General features: G+C 61.0%; 19 protein-coding genes. 12 read left to right on the forward strand and 7 right to left on the reverse strand.

Annotated elements, in window-relative coordinates; genetic code table 11:
* Window positions 1-44: 44 nt before the first annotated feature.
* The 4 genes from AXK12_RS06860 to hemH all read right to left on the reverse strand — a co-directional run bounded on the left by AXK12_RS06860 (window position 45) and on the right by hemH (window position 4,141).
* The gene (locus tag AXK12_RS06860; RefSeq protein WP_068712809.1) at window positions 45-995 is read right to left on the reverse strand and encodes an efflux RND transporter periplasmic adaptor subunit; all 951 of its coding nucleotides are present in this window, start codon (window positions 993-995) and stop codon (window positions 45-47) included.
* Window positions 996-1,009: 14 nt separating this feature from the next.
* Window positions 1,010-2,287, reverse strand: coding sequence for a TolC family protein (locus AXK12_RS06865; protein ID WP_068712811.1), 1,278 nt, complete (start codon window positions 2,285-2,287; stop codon window positions 1,010-1,012).
* 124 nt (window positions 2,288-2,411) lie between these two features.
* Complete coding sequence (locus AXK12_RS06870) at window positions 2,412-2,831, reverse strand: hypothetical protein (protein ID WP_197457017.1); 420 nt, start codon at window positions 2,829-2,831, stop codon at window positions 2,412-2,414.
* 125 nt (window positions 2,832-2,956) lie between these two features.
* A complete protein-coding gene (gene hemH, locus AXK12_RS06875; protein WP_068712816.1) occupies window positions 2,957-4,141 on the reverse strand; it encodes a ferrochelatase in 1,185 nt (394 codons plus the stop codon).
* A 182-nt stretch (window positions 4,142-4,323) separates the two neighbouring features.
* Between hemH and gpmI the strand changes: the two genes are divergently transcribed.
* The 3 genes from gpmI (at window position 4,324) to uvrB (ending at window position 11,182) form a co-directional block, all read left to right on the forward strand.
* Window positions 4,324-5,925 (forward strand): 2,3-bisphosphoglycerate-independent phosphoglycerate mutase, encoded by a 1,602-nt coding sequence (gpmI, locus tag AXK12_RS06880; RefSeq protein ID WP_068712819.1) that lies wholly within the window; start codon window positions 4,324-4,326, stop codon window positions 5,923-5,925.
* Between the two features lie 126 nt (window positions 5,926-6,051).
* Window positions 6,052-8,559: a hypothetical protein gene (locus AXK12_RS06885; RefSeq protein WP_156468919.1), complete on the forward strand. Its 2,508-nt coding sequence runs from the start codon at window positions 6,052-6,054 to the stop codon at window positions 8,557-8,559.
* Between the two features lie 568 nt (window positions 8,560-9,127).
* Window positions 9,128-11,182, forward strand: coding sequence for an excinuclease ABC subunit UvrB (uvrB, locus tag AXK12_RS06890; RefSeq protein WP_068712871.1), 2,055 nt, complete (start codon window positions 9,128-9,130; stop codon window positions 11,180-11,182).
* A gap of 131 nt (window positions 11,183-11,313) precedes the next feature.
* On the opposite strand, the gene imm9 (AXK12_RS08575) is transcribed toward uvrB, so the two are convergent.
* The 3 genes from imm9 (AXK12_RS08575) to ychF form a co-directional block, all read right to left on the reverse strand.
* Complete coding sequence (imm9, locus tag AXK12_RS08575; RefSeq protein ID WP_082782716.1) at window positions 11,314-11,805, reverse strand: Imm9 family immunity protein; 492 nt, start codon at window positions 11,803-11,805, stop codon at window positions 11,314-11,316.
* A gap of 108 nt (window positions 11,806-11,913) precedes the next feature.
* A complete protein-coding gene (gene imm9 / locus AXK12_RS08580; RefSeq protein WP_082782717.1) occupies window positions 11,914-12,396 on the reverse strand; it encodes an Imm9 family immunity protein in 483 nt (160 codons plus the stop codon).
* Between the two features lie 233 nt (window positions 12,397-12,629).
* On the reverse strand, window positions 12,630-13,730 hold the full coding sequence (ychF, locus tag AXK12_RS06900) for a redox-regulated ATPase YchF (RefSeq protein WP_068712823.1): 1,101 nt from the start codon (window positions 13,728-13,730) through the stop codon (window positions 12,630-12,632).
* A 108-nt stretch (window positions 13,731-13,838) separates the two neighbouring features.
* Between ychF and rpsP the strand changes: the two genes are divergently transcribed.
* The 9 genes from rpsP (at window position 13,839) to rsmH (ending at window position 25,978) form a co-directional block, all read left to right on the forward strand.
* Complete coding sequence (rpsP, locus tag AXK12_RS06905) at window positions 13,839-14,150, forward strand: 30S ribosomal protein S16 (protein WP_068712825.1); 312 nt, start codon at window positions 13,839-13,841, stop codon at window positions 14,148-14,150.
* A 139-nt stretch (window positions 14,151-14,289) separates the two neighbouring features.
* Window positions 14,290-14,976, forward strand: a complete 687-nt coding sequence (gene trmD / locus AXK12_RS06910) for a tRNA (guanosine(37)-N1)-methyltransferase TrmD (RefSeq protein WP_068712827.1) — start codon at window positions 14,290-14,292, stop codon at window positions 14,974-14,976.
* The gene (gene rplS / locus AXK12_RS06915; protein ID WP_068712829.1) at window positions 14,973-15,341 is read left to right on the forward strand and encodes a 50S ribosomal protein L19; all 369 of its coding nucleotides are present in this window, start codon (window positions 14,973-14,975) and stop codon (window positions 15,339-15,341) included. Before trmD ends, rplS begins: the two co-directional genes overlap by 4 nt.
* A 581-nt stretch (window positions 15,342-15,922) precedes the next feature.
* Window positions 15,923-17,950, forward strand: coding sequence for a transketolase (gene tkt, locus AXK12_RS06920; RefSeq protein WP_068712831.1), 2,028 nt, complete (start codon window positions 15,923-15,925; stop codon window positions 17,948-17,950).
* A gap of 143 nt (window positions 17,951-18,093) precedes the next feature.
* Window positions 18,094-19,209: an efflux RND transporter periplasmic adaptor subunit gene (locus AXK12_RS06925; RefSeq protein ID WP_068712873.1), complete on the forward strand. Its 1,116-nt coding sequence runs from the start codon at window positions 18,094-18,096 to the stop codon at window positions 19,207-19,209.
* Window positions 19,210-19,279: 70 nt separating this feature from the next.
* On the forward strand, window positions 19,280-22,393 hold the full coding sequence (locus AXK12_RS06930; RefSeq protein ID WP_068712833.1) for an efflux RND transporter permease subunit: 3,114 nt from the start codon (window positions 19,280-19,282) through the stop codon (window positions 22,391-22,393).
* Window positions 22,394-22,414: 21 nt separating this feature from the next.
* A complete protein-coding gene (locus AXK12_RS06935; RefSeq protein ID WP_068712835.1) occupies window positions 22,415-23,806 on the forward strand; it encodes a TolC family protein in 1,392 nt (463 codons plus the stop codon).
* Window positions 23,807-24,439: 633 nt separating this feature from the next.
* Window positions 24,440-24,892: a division/cell wall cluster transcriptional repressor MraZ gene (locus tag AXK12_RS06940; RefSeq protein WP_068712875.1), complete on the forward strand. Its 453-nt coding sequence runs from the start codon at window positions 24,440-24,442 to the stop codon at window positions 24,890-24,892.
* Between the two features lie 15 nt (window positions 24,893-24,907).
* Window positions 24,908-25,978 (forward strand): 16S rRNA (cytosine(1402)-N(4))-methyltransferase RsmH, encoded by a 1,071-nt coding sequence (gene rsmH / locus AXK12_RS06945; RefSeq protein WP_082782719.1) that lies wholly within the window; start codon window positions 24,908-24,910, stop codon window positions 25,976-25,978.
* The last annotated feature ends 35 nt before the right edge of the window (window positions 25,979-26,013 follow it).

Consider the following 26,013-nt stretch of genomic DNA (forward strand, 5'->3'; position numbering starts at 1 on the left):
AGTTGTGAGGTGTGAGTGTGCGGGAGGCTTTGCGCTGTGGCGCGTTAGTGAGTGTGCCCGTGCCCATCATCAAATGCGGCGGACCCTTCGCCGCGTGCGGCCTCAAGGTATTCGAGTTGGTAGTTGCCGCGCGTGACGATGCGGTCGCCCGGGAGAACTCCATCAATGATCTCCACGAAGCGGTCGTCGCGCAGACCGACGACGACGCTTGTGCGCTCGTAGTGCCGTTCGTGTGACGCGCTGAGGCCAGCGTTTCCGCCTGCACTCGGGAGCTCACGAAAGACAAAAAAATCGCCTGCTTCGCCGCGCACCGCTTCGCGTGGCACGACGACCGCGCGTGCTTGATCCTCGACTACAATCGAGAGCTGTACGCGCATGCCGAGGAGGAGTTTTTCCTGAAGGTTGGGCGTGTGGACGAAGATGCGCCGCGTGCCTGTTTGGCGGTCTACATTGGCGGCGATGGTCTTTAGCTCGCCCTCGAAGACTTCGCCCGGGTAGGCCGCGCTGCGCACGCGAACGCGTTGGCCGAGTTGCACGTTGGCCAGGTCGCGGATGTGGATTTCGCCAACGACATCGACTTCGCTCAAGTCGACGAGTGTGAGGAGCGTATCGGCAGGCTCGACTGCGCCACCCAGCGGAATCTCCGCTTCGAGGACGCGGCCCGCGATGGGCGAGGTGAAGCGCAGGCGGGGCGGTGTCTGGGCAGCGACGCGCGACTCGACCTCGACTAGGAAGTCACCGACCTCGACTCGTTGGCCGTCGTGCACGGCGAGTGCGGTAACGCGACCGGCGACGCGTGAGGTGATGGCCACTAGGCTGCCGGGCTCGGCCTCGACTCGGCCAAGGGCGGAGACGCTGCGCTCGATGGGGCGCAGCTCCGCCACGGCAGTTTGCAGCCCGATGTTTTGGGCGACTTGCGCGCTGACTTCGATTTCTGCGGAGCGGGCCAGTGTAGCGAAAGCGGCGATACAGAGCGTAGTGAGGAAAAGTTTCATGTGTTAGAAAAGGGTTAGAGCTGGGGTTGTGGGGGGATTTGGCCTAGTGCTGTTTCGAGCGTGGCTCGGGCTTCTAGGTAGCGGGCGGCGGCATCGAGAAACTCGGCCTCAATCGCGGCGTGCTGTTGCTGAGCTTGGCCGAGCTCGCGGGGGGAGATCTCACCGCGCGCGAGTAGTGGGCTTAGCGTTTGCTGTGCGGTGGCGGCGTGCTGCGCGAATTCGCGATAGCGGAGCACTTCGGGTTGCAGGGCGCGGGCGGTGGCGAGTGCGGCATGGGCTTCGGCAGCAAGCTCGTCGCGCAGTGCGTCGAGCTCGGCTTGGGCGATTCGTAGCGCCGCTTCGCGCTCGGCGATGACTCCTCGGTTGGGCGCGCGGCCTGAGCGCACGGGCCAAGGTGCGGAGGTGCTTAGCGTGAGGCGCGGCTCGCTGCTGAGCCGGCCGCTCGCGTCGTTGGCACGGCGTTCAACCTCGACGCCTGCGCCCACCGTCCAGTCTTCGCGCGACTCGCTGCGTGCGAGGTCGAGGGCGGCCCGCGCTTTGGCGACTTCGTGTTCTGCGAGCGTGAGGCTGGGGAGAGAGGCGACTCCCGCGTTTCCTTCGGGAAGCGTGACCTCAAGCAGCGGGTTGAGTGCGAGTTGCAGCGCTGGGAGTGGCTCTGCTGCGGGCCAACGCAAGCGGGCGCGAAGCTGGGCGCGAGTGGCGTCGCGCTCGGCTTTGGCGAGGGCTTGGGCTTGAGCGCTGCGGCCGAGTTCGAGTTTTAGGAATAACCAATCGCTCTCGGCGATTTCGCCCGCCGCATGGCGCTCCACGAGGCCATCGGCGAGGGCGCGGTTTGCGGCAAACATCTGCTCGGTGAGGGTCGCGCGTGCGTCTTGCACGGCGAGCGCATACCAGAGTCGGCGAACCTTGTCGGCGAGTTGTGTGCGGCGCAGCGCAAGCGTGATGGGGGCGGCCTCCCCGCCGAGCCGCGCATAAGCACGAGCGAGGGCGACGCGTTCGCGGCGTGGGAGCGATTGGCTCAGCCCAAGCCCGAGCGCCCACTCGCTCTTATCATCGAGCCCGAGGGCGGTGTTGGCCTCGAGCCGTGGAGCAGGGCGCAGGCCCGCTTGGAGCTCGCGGGCTTGGGCGAGTTGCGGAGCGAGCGCGAGGGCGGCGACTTGTGGGTCACGGGCCCAGGCGTGGTGGATGGCCTCGTCGAGCGTAAGTGCGCGCGGCGTGGAGAGAGCGGACGGAACGGCGTGTGCGGTCGTCGAGACGAGCGCAGCCAAAAAAAGAGAAAAACGTAGAGACATTGGAACCCCGGGGCGTAGCCCCTTTTGTTTTTTCAGGCTGCGCGTTGGCGGCCTGTTAGAGAGCTATCCCAAATCACTCAGCCCCTTTAGAGAGAGGGGGGAGTGGATTTGGCCTACAGTGAGCTCAACGCAGAGGTGGGGCGGCGATGTCGGGTGCGCAGCGGCGCACGAAGTGCCAGATCGGGTCTCGCGTATGACTCCCGTTGATACGCCAACGTGGAGCGACTTTCGGACGCGCGACGCGCAGTAGCGCGCTCAAGGTCCAGCGCGGGGACAGGAAAAGCGGTGCAAGCAGCAGTGCCGTAAGAACGGCGAGCAGGAGCGAGGCGTGCGAAGTGGGCTGAGCGGCCCAGAGGGGTTCCTGGTCTCCTCCGTCGCCCACCGTGTGTTCGTGCGCGTGAGGGTTTGCCGGATCGTGATAGGCGGGGTGGTGGTGTTCGTGATCGGGAAGCCAGTCTGCAGCACAGAGACTGCTGTGAAAAAAACCCACCCCCCAAGCGAGGGTCATCACCGAAAGGATGAAAATGCGGGCACAGGAAAACACGACGACGCGCAGTGGTATGACACCGCGGCCAATACGCAATCTCGCTTTACGCAAAAACGCGCCCCAGCGGGGCGAGTTTTCAGAAGAGGGGGATTTGCCCATTATCTCTCGCTCGCTTCGGCTGCTCAACTCGCAGCCCAGTGCCGGACGCGGCTTGCGAGGAAATCAATATAGGCGGGATGGTCGTTGAGGCAGGGGATTTGTTGAAACGAGTCGCCGCCAAGGCTGCCGCCCGCATCGCCGCTCGCGCTATCGCACTTGTCGCCGTTCGCTCCCAGAAAGCTGTCACGGCCTTGGCATTGGATTTCTTCGAGTGTTTCGAGGCAGTCGGTCGTAAAGGCGGGGCATAGGACGAAGAGCCGCCGAACGCCTTCTTCCTGCGCTAAGCGCACGAGTTCGATATCGGTGTAGGGCGAGAGCCAGGGCTCGCCGACGAGTCGCGATTGGTAGGCGAGTGAGTGGCGCGGAGCGAGGCCGCCTAGCCGTAAGAGAAGTTTTTCCGTCGTTTGCTTGATGTGTTCGACGTAGGAGAGCCCGCCGGTTTCGGGCGTCCACTGGGCGAGCGGATGATCGACGAAGTTTGCCGTTACTCCGCGCAAGCTCGCGATGTCCACATGCCGCACGGGGATTCCGTGATAGCTAAAGAGCAGGTGGTCGTGCGGCGCGGGGTTGGGGCGCGCTTCGAGATACGGGCGGCACACCGCAGCGAGTGCATCGATATAGTCCGCGTCTGCATAAAACGGTTTTACGCAGTCTAGCCGGATGTCGGGCGCGCGCTTCGCAAATTCTTCGCAGACGCGGACGACCACTGTCTCCCAAGAGGACATCGCGTAGTGTGGGTATTGCGGGAAAATCAGAACCTTCTTCACGCCTGTTGCGGCGATTTGCGCGGCGATCTCGGGAATCGAGGGCTGCCCGTATCGCATCCCTAGATACACCTTCGCGAGGGCGTGGTCGCTTTGTTCTGGAGCGGCCTCGTCGGGGCGTGTCGGCGATGCGTCGGCTTGCTGCGGAGGCGCATTTGCGGGACGGCTGAGCGCGGCAGCCAACTTCTCACAAACCGAGCGCGAGGTGGTGATGAGTGGCGAGCCCTGCTTCGTCCAAATTTGCGAATAGGCGTGGGCGGAGTTTTTGAGCCGACGCGGGATGATGATCCGGTTGACGATTGTCCGCCGCAGCCATCGCCAGCGTGGGCGGTCGATGACGCGCGGGTCGCCCAAAAACTCCTCTAAATACTCGCGCACATCTTCTAGCGCAGTGGACGCAGGAGAACCTAGGTTAACGATTAAAACAGCGCGGCGAGCGGACATAAGCGGCGCTAACAGTCATTGGGCTTTGGCGGGCTGTCACGGTCAATTTGGTTTGCAACTGTGCGGCAGCGATTAGGCCGACACAGCGCCCACGCCGCTGCGCCTGCTAAAGGGGGATGCGCGCCCGCCCTTTGGCGTTGCAGGGCAGAGGGGCTGGTCGGCATTTTTTACCCCAGCTTTTTATGACGAACACACTGCGTAAACCTGTCCTGCTCGTGATCCGCGATGGTTGGGGGAGAAACCCCTACGCCGACCAAAACCCAAACAACGCCGCGTTTCTGGCGGCGACGCCTTGTGAGGATGCGCTGCGTGCGCGTTATCCGGTCGCGCTTGTTTCTGCCAGCGGGCTTGATGTCGGGCTGCCCGACGGGCAGATGGGGAACAGCGAGGTGGGCCACGAAAACATCGGCGCGGGCCGTGTCGTCGACCAAGAACTCGTGCGGCTAAACAAGCTTTTTAGCGAAAAGCAGCTCGCGCAAAACCCCGTGTGGCGGGGCATCCTCGACCGCTTGCGCGGCTCGCCTACGGCCCGGCTGCATCTGATGGGGATTTTCTCCGATGGCGGGGTGCACGGGATGTTGGAGCACCTTTACGGGATATTAGAGCAGGCGCGCGAAGATGGGATTTCGGCAGATCGGGTGCTCATCCACGGCTTTACGGATGGGCGCGACACACCGCCAGACAGCGGATTGGGCTTTGTTGCGCAAGTCGAGGCGCGGCTGCGCGAAATCGGGGTTGGGCGGATCGCGACGATTTGCGGGCGCTTTTGGGCGATGGATAGGGATAACCGTTGGGAGCGCGTGCAACGCGCCTACGACCTGCTGGCGGGCCGCGCCACCGAGGCGACCGCCCGCAGTGCAGCCGAGGCCCTTGAGCGTCACTACGCAAACCCGTCCGCGCCGAGCCAAGTGGGCGACGAGTTTCTACCGCCGACGCGCATCCTCGACGAGGCGGGCCAGCCTCTCCCGCATTTCGCGGATGGCGACGCCGTATTGTTTTACAACTACCGTGGCGACCGTCCGCGCGAGATTACAAAAGCCTTTGTGCTCGACGAGTTCGACGGCTTCGCGCGCGGCCCCAAGCTCGACCTCAGCTACGCCACGATGACCGAGTATGAAGCAGGGCTGCCCGTGCAGGTCATTTCGGGGAAGCCGCCGCCGCTAAAAAACATCCTCGGCGAGGTCGTTTCGCGTGCGGGCCTCGCGCAGTTTCGCTGCGCCGAGACCGAGAAAAACCCGCACGTCACCTTCTTCTTTAATAACTACCGCACGGAGCCCTTTCCCGGCGAAGACCGCTACTGCCCCGCGAGCCCGAAGGTCGCGACCTATGACCTCCAGCCCGAGATGAGTGCCGCCGAAGTCACTCGCGCCAGCAAAGAAGCGATACTTTCCGGCAACTACGCGCTCATCGTCGTCAACTACGCGAACCCCGACATGGTTGGGCACACCGGTTCGCTAGAGGCTGCCAAGCGCGCGGTGGAAGCGACCGATGCGGGCGTGGGCGAGTTACTCGCTGCGCTTGAGCAGGTGGGCGGCACGGCGCTTGTCACCGCCGACCACGGGAACTGCGAGCAAATGTGGGACGCGTCGCGCAACATGCCGCACACCGCGCACACGCTAAATCTCGTGGAGGTCTTTGTCGTCGCCCCGCAGCTCAACCCGCAAACGCCCATGCGCGAAGGCGGGCGGCTTGCCGACATCGCGCCGACCCTGCTCGCGTTGATGGGCCTACCGCAGCCGCCCGAGATGACTGGCCAAAATCTTGTTGCAGGCGGCGCGGCGTGAGCAGCACGCTCCGCCCCTCGTACTGACACAGTCGAACCCTTTCCGTCTCTCTGGCCCCCTTTCCCAAGCAAAACCTCTCAGCCCCGCCGCGAGCGAGCTAGCCCTCGTTTTCGCGCCCGCCTCAAAATGGACGACGCCACCCAAGAAAAACAGCAGGCACAGCCGCAGCCGCTTCCGAATCAGCCCGCGAACAGCAGTGCGACTGAGGTCATTGACACCGCGCAAGAAAAGGGATCTGCGCCCTCGGCTCCTCCCGCTGCGGATCTTAACAAACTCGACCTTTCGCAACTCCAAGGCTTCAGCTTTGGCACCAAGTGGGAGAGTAAGCCGGACGATAAACGCCAAGCTGGGCGTGGCGACCACAACGGTGGAGGACGTCGTGACGGCGGCAGTGATACTGGCCGAGCCCGCCGCGAGTTTGGCGATAAGCGTGACACTCGCCGCGGCGACTCTGCACCTGCACAACGTGACCGCCGCGGCTTTCGCAAACCGCAGGGCGGATCCGCGCCTAGTGATTCTCTCTCGTCGCGTGGCGAGCTGCAGAGCGGCGGCGCGGGTCAGCAAGAACGGCGCAGCGCCGTTGGCGCGGGCGAAAGACGACAAGGGGGTAGCGGCTCGTATCAAGGTGCCCGCCGCAGTGGAGCGGGTGGGCCCGGTGGGGCGGGAGGGGCGGGCGGCCGGTTTTTCCAGCAGCACCGCGAGGCACTTCAGCCGCCTTACGATAGCCCGTATTTTGCGGTTAGTTTTTACCCCGAAGACACGAGCTTTGCCGCGCTCGCTAAGACGATTCGCAGCTCCTACCGCACGCTAGAGCTCTTTGAAATCGCGCGTACCGTCGTCGCCAAAAACGACCGCTTCATCGCATTGCTGACACGCAAGCCCAGCGCTCCGACCCCATCTTCCTCGGGGGATGCGCAGCCAGCGAGCAGCGCGCAAAATAAAAGCCACCGCGAGGCAGCGATCTATATCGCGCGGCCCGATGGCGTGCCCTTCGACAGCGAAGAGGCCGTCATCAACTACGTCGTTTCGCAGCACATCGGCCAGTTCTTTGAGACCGAGCAAGTCCAGGTCGATCCGCCCAAAGGAAACTTCCAAGTCATCAACCGCTGCGGTGTGACCGGCGAGCTGCTCGGCCCGCCAAACTACCACCGCTACAATCAAATCGTCCAACAACACTTCGACGCGCGGATAAAGCACCTCTCTTTCGACGCCTTCCGCGCTAAAATCGAGACGCTTCGTGACGAAGCCGTGGTTGCCGAGTGGTTGGAAAAGATGAAGACCGTGACCCGCTACACTTGGCGGGGCACAGGCAAAAAGAAGACCGCGCCTTCTAGCGAAGCGTCGCCGCCGCAGACAGAGCCGCTTCGTCAAGAGACTGACTCGGAGTCAGTCGCTGACGTTTCCGAATCCGAAAAGCCTTCTGATGGGGAAGCCGCCTCCACCTCGCACGAAGCCCCCGCTGCCGAAAACGAGGCGCCGAAGCCCGAAGTCGCCGCCAGCGCGGTCGAGGGCTCTGCAAATGACAAAGGAGCTGATGAAGCTGCACCGCCAACGAGCAGTGCGGCTGAGGAATCGTCCGCTAACTCTGCTCCGCCGGAGGACGGAGCCGCACAGGCACCAAGCGCAGCCTATTTTGACTCTTTAGAGGACGCCAAAGTGTACTTGCTGACCCATGCGCGGGACAAAGTTTACCGCACTAGCGACACAGCACGCTTTCACGGCAATCTCCTCGAAAAACTCCCCGACGGGGAAATCCGCCGCGCAATCGAAGGTGCACTTGAGCGCCAACGCCGCTTCCCGCTCGACACCGCCAACGGCCTACGCGGACGCCTCCGCCGCGAGCACTTCACCATCTTCAAAAAAGGCTCCAAGGGCATCTCCTACGTCTGTGCGGTGAAGCGGAAATTCCGCACCCCCGGGCAGACCTTTGCGGACTCGATCTCGGCCCTCATCGACTTCATCGAGAAACACCCGATGGTGCTCGTCAGCGAGCTCCCCGAGCGCTTCCTCGGAATTAAAACACAGGTCGCCCAGCCGCCTTCTGCGACTACGTCGACTGCGGGCAGCTCTGCATCGGAAGAGGCTCTGCCGGCCGCGCCGGCGAGTCACACACAAGCTGAAAAAGCCGAAGTCCCCGCCTCACTCTCTGCTTCCGACGAGTCTACGAAAGACGCAGTGGTCGAGCGCGAAGCCCTCCACCGGCTCCAGCTCGACCTCCGCTGGCTCGTGACCGAAGGCTACGTAACGGAGTTTATCGACGGACGCCTCTTCGCTGCGCCGCCGGTGCCCGAGTCGCGCAAACACGCTGCCGAAAACGCTGACGCCCCCGACCTCGAAAACTTTCCTGACGCGCCGAAGCCCAAGGAGTCTTCCCCCGAGCCAAGCTCACTGCCACAAGCACAAGCAGAGGCCTCAAGCTCTGTAGAGCTAAGCCCTGCCACCGTGTCGGAGTCGGCTGCGGGGGATGGCGGCGGGCAAGAAGTCGCTCCCGAACACTCGCCTGAGCCTTCTGCTCGCGAGGCGACGATCGGCGCGCCTGCGGAAGCGGTGCCGCCTTCCTCTAGCGCAGATTCGCCTTCTGCTGATTCGGATTCGACGATCACTGGGGCGCAGCCCCCTTCGCCCGCTCCCTAGCGGTCTGTTCCCGTCTGAAACGTGGCTGCGACGGAGCCGCCGTCGCCTAGCGCTGGCTGATACGCTTTTTCCCACTGCGCGTGGGGCGGCAGGCTGTGCCTGCACCCATTTACCGAACGCTTGGCTGCCGTGCATTCGCACGGCAACCAAGCGCTCGGTAGAAAGGAACCCAAGCTTGGAGACGAAGGGTTACTGGTGATTTTTACCACCTCGCCCAAACGGGTTATCACTCTACTTTCCCCTCCCTGTCGCAACGCGACAGGGGGAGTGCTTTCAAATTTGGGATTTCGCTTTCGCGCAATAGCGCGAAAGCGAAATCCCAAATTGAACGGGTGCAGCGATGGGCGGCGGGCCAACGAGCCCGCCGCCAAATAAAACAGCCTGCGGCTGCGCCCCACGCGTAGTGGAAGCTCAGATAGAGCGGTCACTGACCGCGCTGCGGTTTACGGCGCGGCCCGAAGGGACGGATCAGATCCTAGCCGGGGCCAGCGGGCGATCTTGGCTAGTTTCAGCCTTCCCCCTCGTGCTTGCGGGATGAGTTCGGGTGGGCTTTGCTCGGCGTTTTCTCATGCTTTTCCAGCTCAAGAGTGATTATGCCCCGACGGGCGACCAGCCGCAGGCGATTGAGAAGTTGGTCAGCTCCATCCAAGCGGGGAATCGCGACCAGACTTTGCTCGGTGTCACGGGCTCGGGAAAGACCTTCACGATGGCCAACGTGATTGCGCGTTGCGACCGGCCCACACTCATCATTTCGCACAATAAGACGCTCGCTGCGCAGCTTTACTCGGAGTTCAAAAACTTCTTCCCCGACAACGCGGTCGAATACTTTGTAAGCTATTACGACTACTACCAGCCGGAGGCGTATATCGCGTCGAGCGACACCTATATCGAGAAAGACTCGTCGATAAACGATGAGATTGAGCGGCTGCGAATCGCGGCGACGAGTGCGCTGGTCTCGCGGCGCGATGTGATCGTGGTCGCTAGCGTGTCGTGCATTTACGGGCTGGGCTCGCCTGAAGAGTTTACGGAGATGCGAATCGAGCTGCGGCGCGGCGAGAATTTTGGGCGCGACCGCTTGCTGGAGCGGCTTGTCGAAAATCTCTACGAGCGCAACGATGTGCAGCTCAAACGCGGTGCGTTCCGCGTGCGCGGCGACGTGGTGGATATTACTCCCGCCTATTCCGAACAAGGGCTGCGTGTGGAGTTCTTTGGCGATGAGGTTGAAGCGATTAGTGAGTTCGACCTATTGACGGGCCAGGTGCTGCGCGTGCTTGAGCACTTTGATCTGTATCCTGCTAATCAATACGTGACCTCTCGCGGCAAGCTGGAGCCCGCCATTGTCGCGATAAAGACCGAGCTCGATGCACGCGTTGCCGAGCTCGAGGCACAGGGCAAGCTTCTCGAAGCGCAGCGTGTTCGCATGCGGACGAACTACGATCTGGAGATGCTTCAAGAGATGGGGTTTTGCAACGGGATCGAAAACTACTCACGCCACCTTTCGGGCCGTGCCCCGGGCGAGCGCCCGCTCTGCCTCATCGACTTTTTCCCGAAGGACTTTCTCCTGATGATTGATGAGAGCCACGCGACAGTGCCGCAGATTGGCGGCATGTTTAATGGAGATCGCGCACGAAAGCAGAACCTCGTGGATTTCGGGTTTCGGCTGCCCTCGGCCCTCGATAATCGCCCGCAGAGTTTTGAAGAGTTTCGTAGTGTTACCGGGCAAACGCTCTTCGTCTCGGCGACCCCTGCCAAGTTTGAGCTAGAGCACTCCGCAGTTATCGCCGAGCAACTCATCCGCCCGACCGGGCTGCTGGACCCCGAAATCGTGCTTCACCCGATCAAAGGCCAAGTGGAGCATCTCATCGGAGAGATTCGCGCGGCAGTCGAGGCGGGCGAACGCGTGCTCGTCACGACGCTCACCAAGCGGCTTTCCGAGGACATCACGAGCTACCTGCGCGAGGCAAAGATTCGCGTCGAGTACCTGCACAGCGATATCGATGCGATTGAGCGCGTGGAGATCTTGCGCAACCTACGGCTGGGTAACTTCGACGTGCTCGTAGGGATAAACCTACTACGCGAAGGGCTCGACTTGCCCGAAGTCGCCCTGGTGGCGATTCTCGATGCGGATAAGGAAGGCTTTCTGCGCAGTGAGACGAGCCTTGTCCAAACCGCCGGTCGCGCGGCCCGCCACGAACGCGGACGCGTCATCTTTTACGCCGATAAGCAGACGGACTCGATAAGGCGCACGATGGAAGTCGTCGCCTATCGCCGCGAAAAGCAGCTCGCCTACAATCGCGAGCACGGCATCACCCCGCGCAGTGTGCAGCGTGCTGCGCAAGCCAGCCTTCACGTTTACGACGGCTCGGGAGCACGCGCAGGGCAGGACGAGGAGTCGCGATTACTGGCAGTCGCCGAAGGCGTAGAAGACCGCGAGGCCGTCATTGCCGAGTTGGAAAACGAAATGCTCGCCGCTTCGCGCAAACTGGAGTTCGAGCGCGCGGCGGTGATTCGCGATCAAATCGACGCCCTATGCAGCGGTAAAGGCCTGCAACCCGACACCGCACGCGGCAGTTTTAGTCGGAAGCCAAAACGCACGACCATCAAGCCCGCGCGTGCAAAGTGAGGGCTGCGCTATGAAGCCGGTTTTTATTCTCGCGGCCTCTGTATATTAATCGCTCCGCTACTCCCTCTTGCTATTAGCAAAATCCCCTCGTCGCTGAAAGGCAGCTTGAGGGGAGCGTCATGTGCGAGTCGCTATAAATCTTGAAATTTTATTTTCTTCCCATAACAAGTGAAACCTTTGGTGAAGCAAAGGTCTATCGCCTTTATTGCCGCGGCAAGAATATATTGATCAAGATTGTCATATTGATGATACTCAGGATCCAAAAGATGGGAGTGCCTGCTTTGTCCTGGATGGAAAAATCCAATTCTTCCATCTCCGGCAGGCGGCATGCCATAAGGCGCTTGTGTACTATCGGGGATGGGGATGGAAAATGAAATTACGTATTCTCTATCCGAAGGATACCGTAAAAATTTTTTATAAATTGAAATAAAGTCCGTGCATCGGTAACCAATGTTGAAAGATAGCCTCCATCCCGAGAGGTCTTCCATGTTGATTCTTGGCAAAATAGACTTAGTATAAGTGGCTATTTTTTTGTTGATTGAAAATACGTCAGCAAAACCAAGAAGCCCAGGAACTCCAATATACTTGGTGACCTTTACTTGTTTATCTTTTTTATCTTTCATTTTTAAATCTCCTGGCTTGTTTATATTTTATTGCGAACCCCCATGTTTTTTACGCTTTGCCCCCTTATTCGCTGAAAGGCGATATAAGGGGGCGTCATGTGCGCGTCATTATAAATCTTGAAATTTTATTTTTTTACCGTAACAAGTGAAACCTTTGGTGAAGCCGAGGTCTATCGCCTTTATTGCTGACGCAAGAACATATTGGTCAAGATCGGTATATTTATCATACTCCGGATCCAAAAGATGGCAGTACTTGCTGTCTCCTGAATGAAAAAAGCCAATTGTTCCATGTTTTCCAGGCGGTAGGCCATAAGGCGCTTGCGTAGTATCGGGGATGGCGATGGCAATCGAAACTTCGCATTCTCTATCTGAAGGAAACCGTACAAATTTTTTATAAACTCCAATGAAGTCTGTGCATAGGTAAGTAATGTGGAAAGATAACCTCCATCCTGATAGGTCTTCCATATTTATTCTTGGCAAAATAGACTCAATATAAGTAGTTATTTTTTTTCTAATTGAAGCTACGCCAGCAAGATTAAGAGGCCCAATGACTTCAATCTGCATGTTGACCGTTACTTGATCATGTTTCATTTTTATATCTCCTGGCTTTTTTATTTTTCATTACGGATACTGTTCTCAAAAGTAGGCTGGCAGAGCCTAAGCAATAGGCAAAAATGATCGGGATAGGTCAGCGCGTATGGCCGTGCGGAACATACTAGGGTTTCGCCGCGCGCATTTGCTCGCGCACTTCAAGCGCAGCATAGTCCTCTGCTGCGCTCGCTAAAAGTGGAGCGGGGGCGGGCCTCGGCCTTTTTTCTCGTTGCTTACCGATTAAAGCGGAAGAGGGCGACATCGCCGTCTTGGAAGATGTAGTCTTTACCTTCGAGTCGGTATTTACCGGCGTCGCGCGCGGCGGCCACACTGCCCAAGCTCGTCAGGTCGTCGTAAGAGACGACTTCGGCCTTAATAAAGCCTTTCTCAAAGTCGGTGTGGATGACGCCGGCGGCTTGCGGGGCTTTCCAGCCTTTTTGAATCGTCCACGCGCGGACTTCTTTCTCGCCCGCAGTGAAGTAGGTTTGCAGGCCAAGCAGTGCGTAACTGGCGCGGATGAGGCTCGACACGCCGGAGTCGCTCACGCCGAGGTCGGCCAAAAACTCACGCGCTTCTTCGGGGCTTAGGTCGATGAGTTCGTATTCGATTTTTGCGCTGATGGGCACGTAGGCGGCGTCGTGGTGGGTGCGCACGTAGTCGGCGACTTTTTGCACAAAGGGATTTGCCTCGGCGTTCGCGAGGTCGCTTTCGGCGACGTTGCAAGCGAAGAGCACGGGCTTGGCCGTCAGGAGGTGGAATTGTTTGAGCCGCACTTTTTCGTCGTCGGCGAGCTCGAGGACGTTGGCGGGTTTACCGTCGGCGAGGTGCGGTTCGAGTTTTTGCAATAGTGCGAGTTCGGCCTGTGCGTCTTTATCGCCGGACTTGGCTTTTTTTTGCGTTTTCTCGATGCGTTTAGTGACGGAGTCGAGGTCGGCGAGCATCAGCTCGGTGGCGATAATCTCGATGTCACGCACGGGATCGACCGAGCCCATCGTGTGGATGACGTCGCTATCTTCGAAGCAGCGGACGACTTGCACGATGGCGTCGACCTCGCGGATGTTCGCCAAAAATTGGTTACCGAGTCCTTCGCCCTTGCTGGCACCGGCGACCAGTCCGGCGATGTCCACAAACTCAATCGCCGCGGGGATGACGACTTGGGTTTTGGCGATTTTTTGCAGCACGTAGGCGCGCTCGTCGGGCACGGTGACGACGCCTACATTTGGGTCGATCGTGCAAAAGGGGTAGTTGGCGGCCTCGGCCTTGCGCGAGCGAGTGAGGGCGTTAAAGAGGGTGGACTTTCCCACGTTGGGCAGCCCGACGATTCCGGCTTTCATAAGCCGCGAGAGCGAGGGCGGGGACTGGGGGCTTGACAAGCCATTTGTGAGGGCCTGTGCTCCGCGCCTTTTTCCACCCACACGCACTCGGTTTCGCATTCACTTTTTATGGCACTCAAAATCCGTCTTACCCGCGTCGGCTCCATCCACAACCCGCATTACCGTGTGGTCGTGGCCGAAGCGCGCAGCCGCCGCGATGGCGCGGCAGTCGAGTATCTCGGCACCTACGCGCCGCGCAACAAGGGCGAGCAACTCAAGCTAAACCTCCCCCGCGTCGATTACTGGATTAGCAAGGGCGCGAAGCCGACCGACACGATGGGCGCGATGATTAAACGCGCGCGCAAAGCGGCTCCGGCCGCTGCTGCTGCTGCCGAGGCGCAATCTGCTCTGGCTGCTGAGCCCGTTGCCGCAGCGGCTTAAGCCCAAGTTTCCCCGCTCTGTTTTGCAGCTATTGTGAAAGCCCCGACTTGAGTCGGGGCTTTTTGCTAGCCGCCCAAGCGGGTTAGCTGTCTCTTCACCGTTTTCATCGTTTTTACCGTTTCCTAGTTCTCCTACGCCGATGCGGATTGATGTCCTCACGCTTTTCCCCGGGATGCTCGACGGATTTTTGTCGGAAAGCATCATCGGCCGTGCGCGCGAGCGCGGTCACTTGGAGATTGGCGTGCACAACATCCGCGATTGGGCGACCGATAAGCATCGCACGACGGACGACCGCCCACTTGGCGGCGGCGCGGGGATGGTGATGAAGTGCGAGCCGGTCTTTGCGGCGATTGAGGCGGTGCAAAGCCCCGGCTGTCGTCGGATTTATCTGACGCCCGATGGCGCACCTTTTAGCTCCGCGCGTGCGGAAGCGCTTTCGCGCGAATCGCACCTCGTTTTCCTAAGCGGCCATTATGAAGGCATCGATCAGCGGATTCGCGACACGGTGATTGATGAGGAGCTCTCAATCGGCGACTACGTGCTGACTAATGGCACGCTCGCGGCTGCGGTCATCATTGATGCGCTGGCCCGCTTTATCCCGGGCGTTTTGGGCGAGGAAAAGTCATTGACGCACGAGAGCTTCACTGCCTGCCTGCTCGACTTCCCTCAATACACGCGTCCGGCGACGTATCGGGGTATGGCCGTTCCCGAAGTGCTCCTCTCTGGCAACCATACCGCGATTGGAAAGTGGCGCCGCGCGGAGCAAGAGCGGAAGACCGCTCTCCTAAGACCCGATTTATTAAACAGTTCTAACACTACAGCATGAATCCCATCGTCAAAGAAATTACCGCCACGCAAATCAAAGCCCAGCTCCCGCAGTTTCGGGTGGGCGACGGTGTCAAGGTGCACACCAAGGTGCGCGAAGGCGACAAGGAGCGGGTGCAGATTTTCGCAGGAATCGTGATCGCGCGCAAAGGCGCGGGGATTCAGGAGACCTTTACGGTGCGGCGCATCAGCTACGGTGAGGGCGTGGAGAAAGTCTTTCCCGTGCACTCGCCCAATGTCGCAAAAATCGAGATTGATCGCCAGTCCGAGCCGATGCGCGCCCGCCTCTACTACTTGCGTAAGCGCAAGGGCAAAGCCGCGATGGCGATCCGCGAAGTCCGCGCCGAAAAGCGGACGCGGGCCTAGTGCGCATGCGCCCCAAGGCTTCCTCTTCCTTTTCTCACGAGCCCCCAAACGGGGGCTCGTTTCGTTTTTGAGGCAGGATGAGGCGCTGCTTCACGCCTTCCGGAATGCGGGTCTAGCGAGTGCCCGCAAGGCGACCGCTCTCTCTGAGCATCCGCTACGCGTGGTGCGGCAGGCTGTGCCTGCACCCATTTACCGAACGCTTGGTTGCCGTGCATACGCACGGCAACCAAGCGTTCGGTAGAAAGGAACCCAAACTTGGAGGCGGGAGTTTACTGGTGATTTTTCCCACCTCGCCCAAACGGGTTATCACTCTACTTTCCCCTCCTTGTCGCAACGCGACAAGGGGGGAGTGCTTTTAAATTTGGGATTTCGCTTTCGCGCGATAGCGCGTTGCGAAATCCCAAATTTAATGGAAGCGGTCACTGACCGCCGCCCCACGCGTAGTGGAAAAAAAGCGTATCAGCCAGCGCTAGGCAGCGGCGCGGGCGAGCACTGCGGGGCTCGGCCAATAAATCAGGTCGTCGCCCTTTTCTGCTTTGCGGTCTGTGTAGCTGAGCCTAGATCTCCGCGCTTTACACTCTATGAGCCTCCCGACTGACACCCTCGCTAAAGCTGCCAACCAGGCCCGTGGCCTCGCCATTGATGCCGTTCACAAATGCTCCTCGGGCCATCTGGGCCTGCCGCTCGGTGCTGCCGAAATCGGTGCGGCGCTCTTCGGCTCTGCGCTTGTGCATTGCCCGGAGCAGCCGCGTTGGCGCGGTCGCGACCGTTTCGTGCTCTCGGCTGGGCATGGCTCGATGTTTCTTTACGCGTGGCTGCATCTAAGCGGTTACGAAGTTTCGCGTGAGGACTTGGCCGCGTTCCGCCAACTGCACTCGAAGACGCCGGGCCACCCCGAGTTTCGCGAGACGCCGGGCGTCGAATCCACGACGGGGCCGCTCGGCCAAGGAATCGCCAACGCAGTGGGCATGGCAGTCGCGGGTAAGATGGCTGCGGCACGCTTCAACACGCCGGATCACCCGCTCTTTGATTCGTCGCGCGTGTTCTGTCTCGCGGGGGATGGCTGCATGCAGGAAGGCGTCGCGCTGGAGGCGATGGAGTTCGCCGCGCACCAGCAGCTCGACAACCTCATCCTCATCTACGACGCCAACGATGTGACGCTCGACGCGATGGCCGATAAGACGCAGAGCCTCAACGCCGCCGCGCGCTTCAAGGCTCTTGGCTGGGATGTCCAAACAATCGACGGCCACGACATTGAGGCGATCGTCAAAGCCCTCAAAAAAGCGCGCCGCGCCAAGAGCGGGAAGCCGCAGCTTGTCATTGCCAAGACTGTAATCGGCAAAGGGATCGCCGAGGTCGAGGGCACGTCCAAAGGCCACGGCGAGGGTGGCGCGAAGTTTGCCGAAGCGGCCCGTGCCCGGCTCGGGCTTCCCGCTGACGAGCACTTTTACGTGAGCGAGGACGTTCGCGCCTACTTCGACGCGCAGAAAAAGCGGTCCGCCCGCGTCGCCAACAAATGGCAGCGCAGCTACAAGGCGTGGCGCACGGCCAATCCCGCACTCGCCGCCGAGATCGATACTGCGGCTAAGGCGCCGAGTGCCACGCAGCTCCTTGCGGCGGTCCCGGTTTTCCCTGCCGATGCGAAGCACGGGGGCACTCGCGCTGCGGGCAAAGACGTGCTCCAGCCGCTCGCCGCGCAGCTTCCGCTGCTCATTGGCGGCAGTGCCGACCTTTACGGCTCGACGCTCAACTACATCGCAAGCTCGGGCGACTTCGAGCCCGCGACGGAGGCGAACTCCGCCGCCGTAGCGGGCGGGCGCGCGGGGCGCAACATCCGCTTCGGCATCCGCGAGCACGCGATGGCTGCGATTGCCAACGGCATCGCCTACGACGGGCTCTTCCGCCCGAGTGTGGCGACCTTTCTTGTGTTTGCCGATTACTCGCGGCCTGCGATGCGGCTGGCTGCGCTGACGAAGCTGCCGGTCGTTTACATTTACACGCACGATTCGATCGGCGTGGGCGAGGACGGGCCGACTCACCAACCGGTGGAGACGATTTCCGCGCTGCGGCTTATTCCTGGCTTCGATGTGATTCGCCCGGGCGACGCCGAGGAAGTCGTCGGCGCCTACGCCGCTGCGCTTTCGCGCGAGGACGGGCCTACGCTCATCGCGCTGAGCCGCCAAGCCGTGCCACTGCTCAACGAGATTCCCGCTGAGACACGCCGCGAGGGCGTCTTGCATGGCGGCTATGTCGCCGTGCGCGAGACTACGTCGCTGACGCATATCCTCATCGCGACGGGCAGCGAGCTGCACCTTGCGGTGGCCGCTGCACGCGAGCTCGGGTCAGGCGTGCGTGTGGTCTCGATGCCCTCGATGGAGCGTTTTGAGCGGCAGGCCCCCGAGTATCGGGAGAGTGTGTTGCCGAGTTCCTGTGAGCGACGGGTCGCGATCGAAGCAGGCGTCACTGCGCTTTGGCACCGCTACGTGGGGCCGCGTGGCACGATTATCGGAATCGACCGCTTCGGGATCTCCGCCCCCGGACCGGTTATTTTTAAGGAGCTGGGGATCACTGCCGAGCGCGTGGTCGAGGAAGTTCGCGCGCTAAACTAATAGTCGCGCTTTCCACTTCACGATTTCTGCTATTTGCATTGGCGCGAACCGCGTGCGTTGTGGTCGCGCCATTTTTTTATCATTTCTACGCGCAAGAGTTGACTTTCGGCCTGCGCGGCACTCCTCCGCTCTCTCTTTCTCTTATGTTTAAACGCTCTGCCTTTTTCCTCCTCGGGGCCCTTGTGCTGATTGGTGGCATTGTTTTTGTGAAAGTCGCGCAAGTCCGTGCGATGATGGCGCAAGATTGGTCGCAGCCGCCTGTCTCGATTGTGAGCGCGATTGCGAACGAAGAAGCCTGGGAACAGTCGTTCCAAGCGGTCGGCACCTTGACGGCAGTGCAGGGGATCATCGTCGAAACCGAGCTCGACGGGAAGGTCGTGGAAATCGCCTTCGAGTCGGGTGCGGAAGTCAGCGCGGGCGATCTGCTCCTGCGCCAAGACACGACGAGCGAGGAAGCGCAGCTTGCCGATGCGCAAGCCAGCGCGGCCCTCGCGCGAATCAACTACGAGCGGGCCAGCGAGCTGCGGCAGCAGGGGGCAAACTCGCAGTCCGAGTTCGACACTGCGCGCGCTGCGCTTAGCTCTGCGGAGGCGCAAGTCGCCACGATCAAGGCCACGATTGAGAAGAAGACTTTGCGCGCGCCATTCTCCGGACGGCTCGGGATTCGCGAGGTAAACTTTGGGCAATTCCTGCGCGGTGGGCAGCCGGTCGTGCCGCTGTTTTCCTTTGACCCGATTTATGTGGATTTCTCGCTGCCGCAGCAGCACTTGACCGCGATTCAGGTCGGCCAAGTCGTAAAAATCACCGTCGATGCGTTTGACGGTGAGAGTTTTGAGGGCCGACTGACGGCCGTTAACCCGCAGGTCGATACGGTGACGCGCAACGTCCAGCTACAGGCGACGCTCGCCAATCCGGACGGGCGACTGCGCCCGGGCATGTTTGCCAAGGCGCAAGTGCTGAGCGCCGAGGTGCAGCATTATGTGACGCTGCCTGCGACCGCGATTTCCTTTAGCCCTTACGGGGATGCGGTCTTCATCGTCGAAGCGCGAGACGACGGAGTGGAGGGCTTACGCGTTCGCCAGCAATTTGTAAAAATCGGCCCGCGGCGCGGTAGCCAAGTCGCTATCCTGTCGGGCGTGGAGTCGGGGAGCCAGGTCGCCGTCGGCGGGCTCACCAAACTGCAAAACGGCGCAGCGGTCGCGATTAACAATGCAGTCGTGCCTTCTTCCGACCCCGCGCCGGTGCTTCCCGATAGCTGAGCGAAAAACCGCGTTCTCTTAGTGCTCTTGGCAGCTGAGCCTATCCCGTTTTCCCGCTCTCTTTTTATTTATGCACTTTACCGATATTTTCATCAAACGGCCCGTCCTCGCGGTCGTGGTGAGCTTGGTCATTTTAATCCTCGGCGTGCAGTCGTATCGCGCGTTGAGCGTGCGGCAGTTCCCGCGCAGCGACGTGTCGGTGGTGACTGTTTCGACGATTTACATCGGGGCGAGTGCTGACCTCGTAAACGGCTTCATCACCACGCCACTCGAGCGCGCCATCGCGAGTGCCGATGGGATTGACTACATGGAGTCCAAGAGCGGCGCGGGCATGTCGACGATCACCGCGCGCCTAAAGCTCAACTACGACCCGACTGCTGCGCTCGCGCAAATCACCTCCAAGGTAAACCAAGTAAAGAGCGACTTACCGCCCGGCTCCGAAGAGCCCCTCATCGATATCGCCCCTGCCGACTCCAACATGGCAGACATGTATATCAGCTTCGTTTCGGAGGATTTGGAGCTGAACCAAGTCACCGACTATCTGACGCGTGTCGTGCAGCCTCGGCTCTCTGCCGTGCAGGGGATCCAAAGCGCCAACATCGAAGGCGCGCGCAATTTTGCGATGCGCATCTGGCTAAAGCCGGACCGACTGGCTGCGCTCAACATCAGCGCGACCCAGGTTCGCCAAGCACTCGCCAGTAACAACTTCCTCTCGGCGCTCGGCAGCACCAGAGGCGAGATGGTCAGCGTGAGCCTCACGGCCAACACGGACCTACGCAGCGTCGAGGAGTTTCGCCAACTTGCGTTGCGTGAAACGGGCGGTGCAGTCGTGCGTTTGGGCGACGTGGCGGACGTGGAGCTCGGAGCCGAAAGTTACGACAGTGAGGTGCGCGCCGACGGCCACACCGCGCCCTTTATCAGTGTCTCGGTGCTCCCGACTGCTAACACGCTCGATGTGCTCGGTGAGGTGCGCAAAATCATCGATAGCGAAATCATCCCTGCGCTGCCGCCCGGCATGACGGCGAAAATCGTGCACGATGGCTCCAGCTATATCCAAGATGCGATTAAGGAGATCATCTCCACGCTGGCCGAGACGATGCTGATCGTCGTCATCGTCCTGTACCTGTTTCTGGGCTCCTTCCGCACGGTGTTGATTCCGGTGGTGGCGATGCCGCTTTCGCTCGTCGGTGCGGTCTTTCTGATGCTGCTACTCGGCTTCACGGTGAATTTGCTCACGCTCTTAGCCATCGTGCTCGCGGTCGGTATCGTCGTGGACGATGCGATCGTGGTTGTCGAAAATATCGAGCGTCATGTGCGCGATGGGCAGACGCCCTTTGAGGCGGCGATTAAGGGGGCGCGTGAGTTGGTCAGTCCCGTTATCGCGATGACGATTACACTGGTCACCGTATACGCGCCGATCGGGTTTCAAGGCGGACTTACCGGCGCACTCTTTCGCGAGTTTGCATTTACGCTGGCGGGCGCGGTGCTGATTTCGGGGATCGTCGCGTTGACGCTCTCGCCGATGATGGCCTCGCGGATTATCCCGGCTGACAATCACACGAGCGGTTTCGCCGCATGGCTCGATACGCGGTTTAACGGGCTGCGTCGCCGCTACGCGCGGGCGCTGCGCGCGTGGCTCGTCGTCCCGCGTTTCAATTGGTTGGTCACGCTCTTTGTCATTATCGTCGTGCCGCTGCTCTTGGGGCCGATGTTTATGTTTTCTCAAAGCGAACTCGCGCCCGAGGAAGACCAATCCTTCTTTGGCGCGATTCTCCAGCCTCCGCCCAATGCAAGCATCGAGCAAATGATGCTCTATGCCGATGAGTTGGAGAGCGTCTATCAGGCGATTCCGGAGCGCGCGGACACCTTCTCGGTGCTCGGGCGTGGGTTTGCCTTCCTTGGGCTTAGCCTAAAGCCGTGGAGCGAGCGCGAGCGCAGCACGCGCGAGATTTTCCAAGAAGCGAGCGTGAAGTTTCAGAACTTTGGCGGGATGGAGGTCTTCCCCTTTATGCCGCCGGGCCTGCCTGGCGGGTCGAGCTTTCCCGTGTCTTTCGTCGTCGCTTCGACCGCTGCTCCTGAGCAGGTCAACGAGGTTGCTCAAGCCGTCCACCAGCGCGCGCTCCAGTCCGGTAAAATCATGTTTGCGTTTACGGGACTGCGCTTTGACCGGCCCGAGACGCAAGTCATCATCGACCGCGATAAGGCGGCGACGCTCGGGCTCGATATGCAGCAAATCGGCGCGGACCTTGGCTCGCTGCTCGGCGGCGGCTACGTCAACCGCTTCAGCATCCAAGGCCGCAGCTACAAGGTGATCCCGCAGGTTAAACGCTCGGAGCGGCTCAACGTAGAGCAACTGAGCGAGGTGCACGTCACCGGCCCGGGCGGGCAACTGATTCCGCTGGGCACTTTTGCGACCTTCGAGACCTCGGCTCAGCCGCGCCAAGTCGAGCGTTTCCAGCAACTCAACGCGGCGATTATCTCCGCTCAGCCGCTGCCCGGCGTGACGCTTGATCAAGCCCTCAAGGTCTTTGAGGACGCCATGCGCGAGGTCGCGCCCAGCGAGTATTTCATGGATTACGGCGGCGAGTCGCGCCAGCTCCGCCAAGAAGGCGATACGCTTACGACGACGCTTATCCTCGCGCTCGTGCTCATTTACCTCGTCTTGGCCGCGCAGTTCGAAAGCTTCCGCGATCCGTTTATCGTGCTCTTGGGCTCTGTGCCGCTGGCGATGTTTGGGGCGCTGTCCTTCACGTTTCTCGGCGCGACCTCGCTTAACATTTACTCGCAAGTCGGGCTCGTGACACTAGTGGGCCTGATTGCTAAAAACGGCATTCTGATCGTCGAGTTTGCCAACACGCTCCAAATCGAAGGCAAGGAAAAGCTGGAGGCCCTCATCGAAGCCGCCTCGCTGCGGCTGCGCCCGATTTTGATGACTACGGCAGCGACCGTATTTGGACACATGCCGCTCGTTTTCGTGAGCGGAGCGGGTGCCGCCGCGCGTAACTCTATCGGTCTGGTGCTCGTCGCGGGCATGGCGATTGGCACGCTCTTCACGCTCTTCATCGTGCCTTCGGTCTACATGGCAATCGCCCGTGATCATAAGAAAGCGACCGAGATCGAGCACCAGCGCGAGGTCGAGGCCGGACTCATCGTCGCCGATCCCGAAGCCGAGCCGTCCATCTAAACACCGTACGCCCAGTTTGTTATGCTCTCCCGTTTTTCGATTCTCTGCGCGGTTACCGCGCTTTTTGCGAGTCTTGCCCTAGCTCAACCCTCGCCGCCGAGCGGGCAATCGACTGCGAGCTTAGCGACGCCGACTCTCACACTCCCCGATGCGCTCCGCTACGCGATTGAGCACAACCCGGCAATCGCTCAAGCGCGCGAACGCATCCGTGAGCAACAAGGAGTCGTCCTCGAAGTGCGCGCCCAACAAATCCCAAACCTTGCGCTGAGCGGCGATATCTCGGCCAACGACCGGGACCTCTCGGCAGGCTCTCCAGCGCAGAACCGCAACTGGGGAATGGGCGTGGTCGCCTCCCAGCTCCTTTACTCCGGCGGAGGCGCGCTCGCGTCCTCGCGCAGTGCGCGGCTTGCCGTGCAGGCCGCTGAACTGGAGCTGCAAGCGATCGTCAACGAAGCCCTGCTCAGCGTCCGCACGCTCTTTTATGGTGCGCTGCTCGCCAAAGAGCAGGTCGCCGTGCAGGAGGAAAATCTAAAACTCCTCGAAGAGCAGCTAAAGGATGTGCAGAGCCGTTTCGCAGCGGGCTCGGTGTCGAACTTTGAAGTCCTGCGCGCGCAGGTCGCCCTCGCCAACGGCCAGCCCGATCTCATTACCGCGCGTAACGACTACCGGCTCGCCATTGAGGAACTGCGCCGCGCGCTCGGTGTGCCGCGTGCTGCGACGAGTGCGCTAGCCTCGGCGGCGACACCCGCGCAGGCGGCGACTTCTTTACCGCCGCTCGCGGGCGAACTCGCCCTAGAAGGCACTCCCGCGCAGACCGTTGATGAGGCTAGCCTCATGGCCTCGCTCAGTGCGGCACGCGCAAACCGGCCCGAACTCCAACGACTGTCCAAGCTCGCCCAAGCAGGTGAAAATCAAGTCGTCGCTGCACGCTCGGGCTACCTCCCGCGTCTCTCGGCCTTTGGCCGCTACGATTGGCAGCGCGGCGGCCCAAGCACCGGCTGGAGTGACCGGCGCGACGGCTGGACCGCTGGCCTGCAAACCCAGTGGGCCGTCTTCGACGGACGTGCGACGGCGGGCCGCAGCGCGCAAGCCAAGTCCCGCCTCGTCCAAACCCGCCTCGCACTCGAAGAAACCGAGCTCGCAATCGACGTCGAGGTCCGTCGTGCGCACTCTTCGTTAACCGAGGCGAGCGAGCTCGTCTCCGCGTCCGCCAAAGTCGTCGAGCAAGCCGACGAAGCCTTGCGCTTAGCCCGCGTGCGCTACGCAGCCGGGACGGCGACACAACTCGACGTGCTCACCAGCCAGGTCGAGCTCACCCGCGCTCGCCTAAACCAATGGCAATCCGTGTATCGCTACAACGTCGCCCTCGCGGCGCTGCGCCAAGCCACCGGCACCCCCGATCCGCTGATATAGCGGCGAGCGTGCGCAGCACACGTGAGTGGCGAGCCGCGCTGATACGCTTTTTCCCACTCCGCGTGGGGTACTTTTCCACTGCGCGTGGGGCGGCGGTCAGTGACCGCTTCCATTCAATTTGGGATTTCGCATCGCGCTATCGCGCGAAAGCGAAATCCCTAATTTGAAAGCATTCCCCCCTGTCGCGTTGCGACAGGGAGAGTAGTAAAAGGGAAAGTTGAGTGATAACCCGTTTGGGCGAGGTGGGAAAAATCACGAAAAAATCCACGTTCCAAAGTTTGGGATCCTTTTCACAGAGCCGCTTGGCTGCTGTGCGAATGCACGGCAACCAAGCGGCTCTGTAAATGGGTGCAGCGACACGCTGCCGCCCCACGCGCAGTGGAGGTCTGTGACCTCTGACACTGACCTCGCGGGCGGTTGTGGACCGTCCCTTTGGGCGTTTTTTTTGTGTCTGATTTTGTGCGAATAAGTGGAGGCGGGCGGTCGATCTTTCCAGAGCGGGAAAGGCACAAAAACAGGATGTGAATAACTTATTAGTAAGTAAGTGGGACTTTATGGCCTATGGAGTTGACGCTTGTGGGGGAAAAGGGGATGGATTGGGGCACTTTGGGGCGCTTGAAGCCCCGCTTCACCATGTCTGCAACACTCGCTCCGCATTATACGGGCCTTTTTAGGCACGCGCTGGACGACAAGAATCGGCTCACGATTCCGTCGGCGTGGCGTTTTGCGCATGGAACAGACGATGTGTTTTTGGCGACGCCGCACCCGGAGGGATACATCGCGGTGTTGCCGCCGGCGGAGGTGCAAAAGCTGTACGACAAGATTGCGGGGATGGCCCTGAGCGATGGGCTTGGGCAGGATTTCGTGGCGCGGTTTTTCGCGCAGACGCAGTCGCTGTGGTTCGACAAGTCGGGCCGGATCAGCCTCGGCGCGGGCCTGCTTGAGCATGCGGGGATCGCGAAGGACGCCGTCCTCGTCGGCAGTCTTACCAAGTTTAACATCTACACCCCCGAGCGTTGGGAGCGCGTCGAAGCGCGAACCTCGGGCGAAAACTTCGGCGACATCATGCGTCGCCTCGGGCTCTGACGCACCGCGACTGCCATGCCACACGCGTCAAAACTATCACTTACAAAGCAGGCGCGCGCAGAGCGGGCCGAGCCGTCGAGTGCCTTGTCGCATCAGCCCGTGCTCTTACGCGAGGTGTTGGCCCTTTTGGCGAAGCACACTGCGGCGAGTGGGGCTGCTGATGCGGACGCGGACTTGGACGTAGAGCCGACTTTCCTCGATTGCACCTTTGGCGGGGGAGGGCACTCGCGTGCGATTTTGCAAACATTCCCCACAAGCCGCCTCGTTGCGCTCGATCGCGATCCGAGCGCGTCGCTTCGTGCGGCGCAGCTGGGTGAAACGTTTGGCGATCGGTTTGCGTTAATCGACTCGGACTTTGGCCGCTTGGCCGCGCTGCGCGACGAAGGCCGCCAAGGCCGCCTCCCGTCTTTCCCGCGCCGCGCGCCTTCTGGGTTTTGTGGGATACTCTTCGATCTTGGGCTTTCGTCGTTCCAACTCGACGAGGTCGAGCGCGGGTTTTCGTTTCGATATGACGCGCCGGCAGACATGCGGATGGACCCGCGCAAGGGCGTTTCGGCTGCGCAATGGTTGGAGGACGCGAGCGAGGCCGAGCTTGTGCGGGCGATTCGTGATTATGGCGAGGAGCCCTGCTGGCGGCGCGTCGTCGCCGCGCTACTCGCCGCGCGCGGCACGGGAGCACTTGCGCGCACGCAGTCGCTGGCCGAGACGATCGCCGCAGCGATACCGGCGCGCTTGCGACACACGATGAAGCTGCATCCGGCGACCCGCGCGTTTCAGGGGATTCGCATCGCAGTAAATGACGAGCTGGGTGCGCTTGAGCGCGCGCTGCCGGTCGCCTTCGAGCTGCTCGCGGCGGGCGGCGTGCTCGCGGTGATTAGCTTTCATTCGCTGGAGGACAGGCCGGTGAAGCACTTTTTCCGCCGCCTTTGCGGCCAACCCGTGGACGCGCGTGATGCGCGTCCGCAAGACCTGCGCCCGCGCTACGCCGAGCCGCTGACGCGCAGGCCGATCACCCCGAGCGAGCCCGAGCTCGCCGCCAACCCGCGCAGCCGCAGTGCGAAGCTACGCGCCATCCGCAAAGACTAACCGACTGCTGTTTACCGCCGTTCCTGCAGTCCGCT

The organism is Cephaloticoccus capnophilus, assembly GCF_001580045.1.
Taxonomy (GTDB): domain Bacteria; phylum Verrucomicrobiota; class Verrucomicrobiia; order Opitutales; family Opitutaceae; genus Cephaloticoccus; species Cephaloticoccus capnophilus.

Bases quoted from the DNA above. Each gene is read 5' to 3' on its own strand.
- AXK12_RS06860 (WP_068712809.1), bottom strand. From the start codon at position 995: ATGAAACTTTTCCTCACTACGCTCTGTATCGCCGCTTTCGCTACACTG.
- AXK12_RS06865 (WP_068712811.1), bottom strand. From the start codon at position 2,287: ATGTCTCTACGTTTTTCTCTTTTTTTGGCTGCGCTCGTCTCGACGACC.
- hemH (WP_068712816.1), bottom strand. From the start codon at position 4,141: ATGTCCGCTCGCCGCGCTGTTTTAATCGTTAACCTAGGTTCTCCTGCG.
- gpmI (WP_068712819.1), top strand. From the start codon at position 4,324: ATGACGAACACACTGCGTAAACCTGTCCTGCTCGTGATCCGCGATGGT.
- AXK12_RS06885 (WP_156468919.1), top strand. From the start codon at position 6,052: ATGGACGACGCCACCCAAGAAAAACAGCAGGCACAGCCGCAGCCGCTT.
- uvrB (WP_068712871.1), top strand. From the start codon at position 9,128: ATGCTTTTCCAGCTCAAGAGTGATTATGCCCCGACGGGCGACCAGCCG.
- imm9 (WP_082782716.1), bottom strand. From the start codon at position 11,805: ATGAAAGATAAAAAAGATAAACAAGTAAAGGTCACCAAGTATATTGGA.
- imm9 (WP_082782717.1), bottom strand. From the start codon at position 12,396: ATGAAACATGATCAAGTAACGGTCAACATGCAGATTGAAGTCATTGGG.
- ychF (WP_068712823.1), bottom strand. From the start codon at position 13,730: ATGAAAGCCGGAATCGTCGGGCTGCCCAACGTGGGAAAGTCCACCCTC.
- rpsP (WP_068712825.1), top strand. From the start codon at position 13,839: ATGGCACTCAAAATCCGTCTTACCCGCGTCGGCTCCATCCACAACCCG.
- trmD (WP_068712827.1), top strand. From the start codon at position 14,290: ATGCGGATTGATGTCCTCACGCTTTTCCCCGGGATGCTCGACGGATTT.
- rplS (WP_068712829.1), top strand. From the start codon at position 14,973: ATGAATCCCATCGTCAAAGAAATTACCGCCACGCAAATCAAAGCCCAG.
- tkt (WP_068712831.1), top strand. From the start codon at position 15,923: ATGAGCCTCCCGACTGACACCCTCGCTAAAGCTGCCAACCAGGCCCGT.
- AXK12_RS06925 (WP_068712873.1), top strand. From the start codon at position 18,094: ATGTTTAAACGCTCTGCCTTTTTCCTCCTCGGGGCCCTTGTGCTGATT.
- AXK12_RS06930 (WP_068712833.1), top strand. From the start codon at position 19,280: ATGCACTTTACCGATATTTTCATCAAACGGCCCGTCCTCGCGGTCGTG.
- AXK12_RS06935 (WP_068712835.1), top strand. From the start codon at position 22,415: ATGCTCTCCCGTTTTTCGATTCTCTGCGCGGTTACCGCGCTTTTTGCG.
- AXK12_RS06940 (WP_068712875.1), top strand. From the start codon at position 24,440: ATGTCTGCAACACTCGCTCCGCATTATACGGGCCTTTTTAGGCACGCG.
- rsmH (WP_082782719.1), top strand. From the start codon at position 24,908: ATGCCACACGCGTCAAAACTATCACTTACAAAGCAGGCGCGCGCAGAG.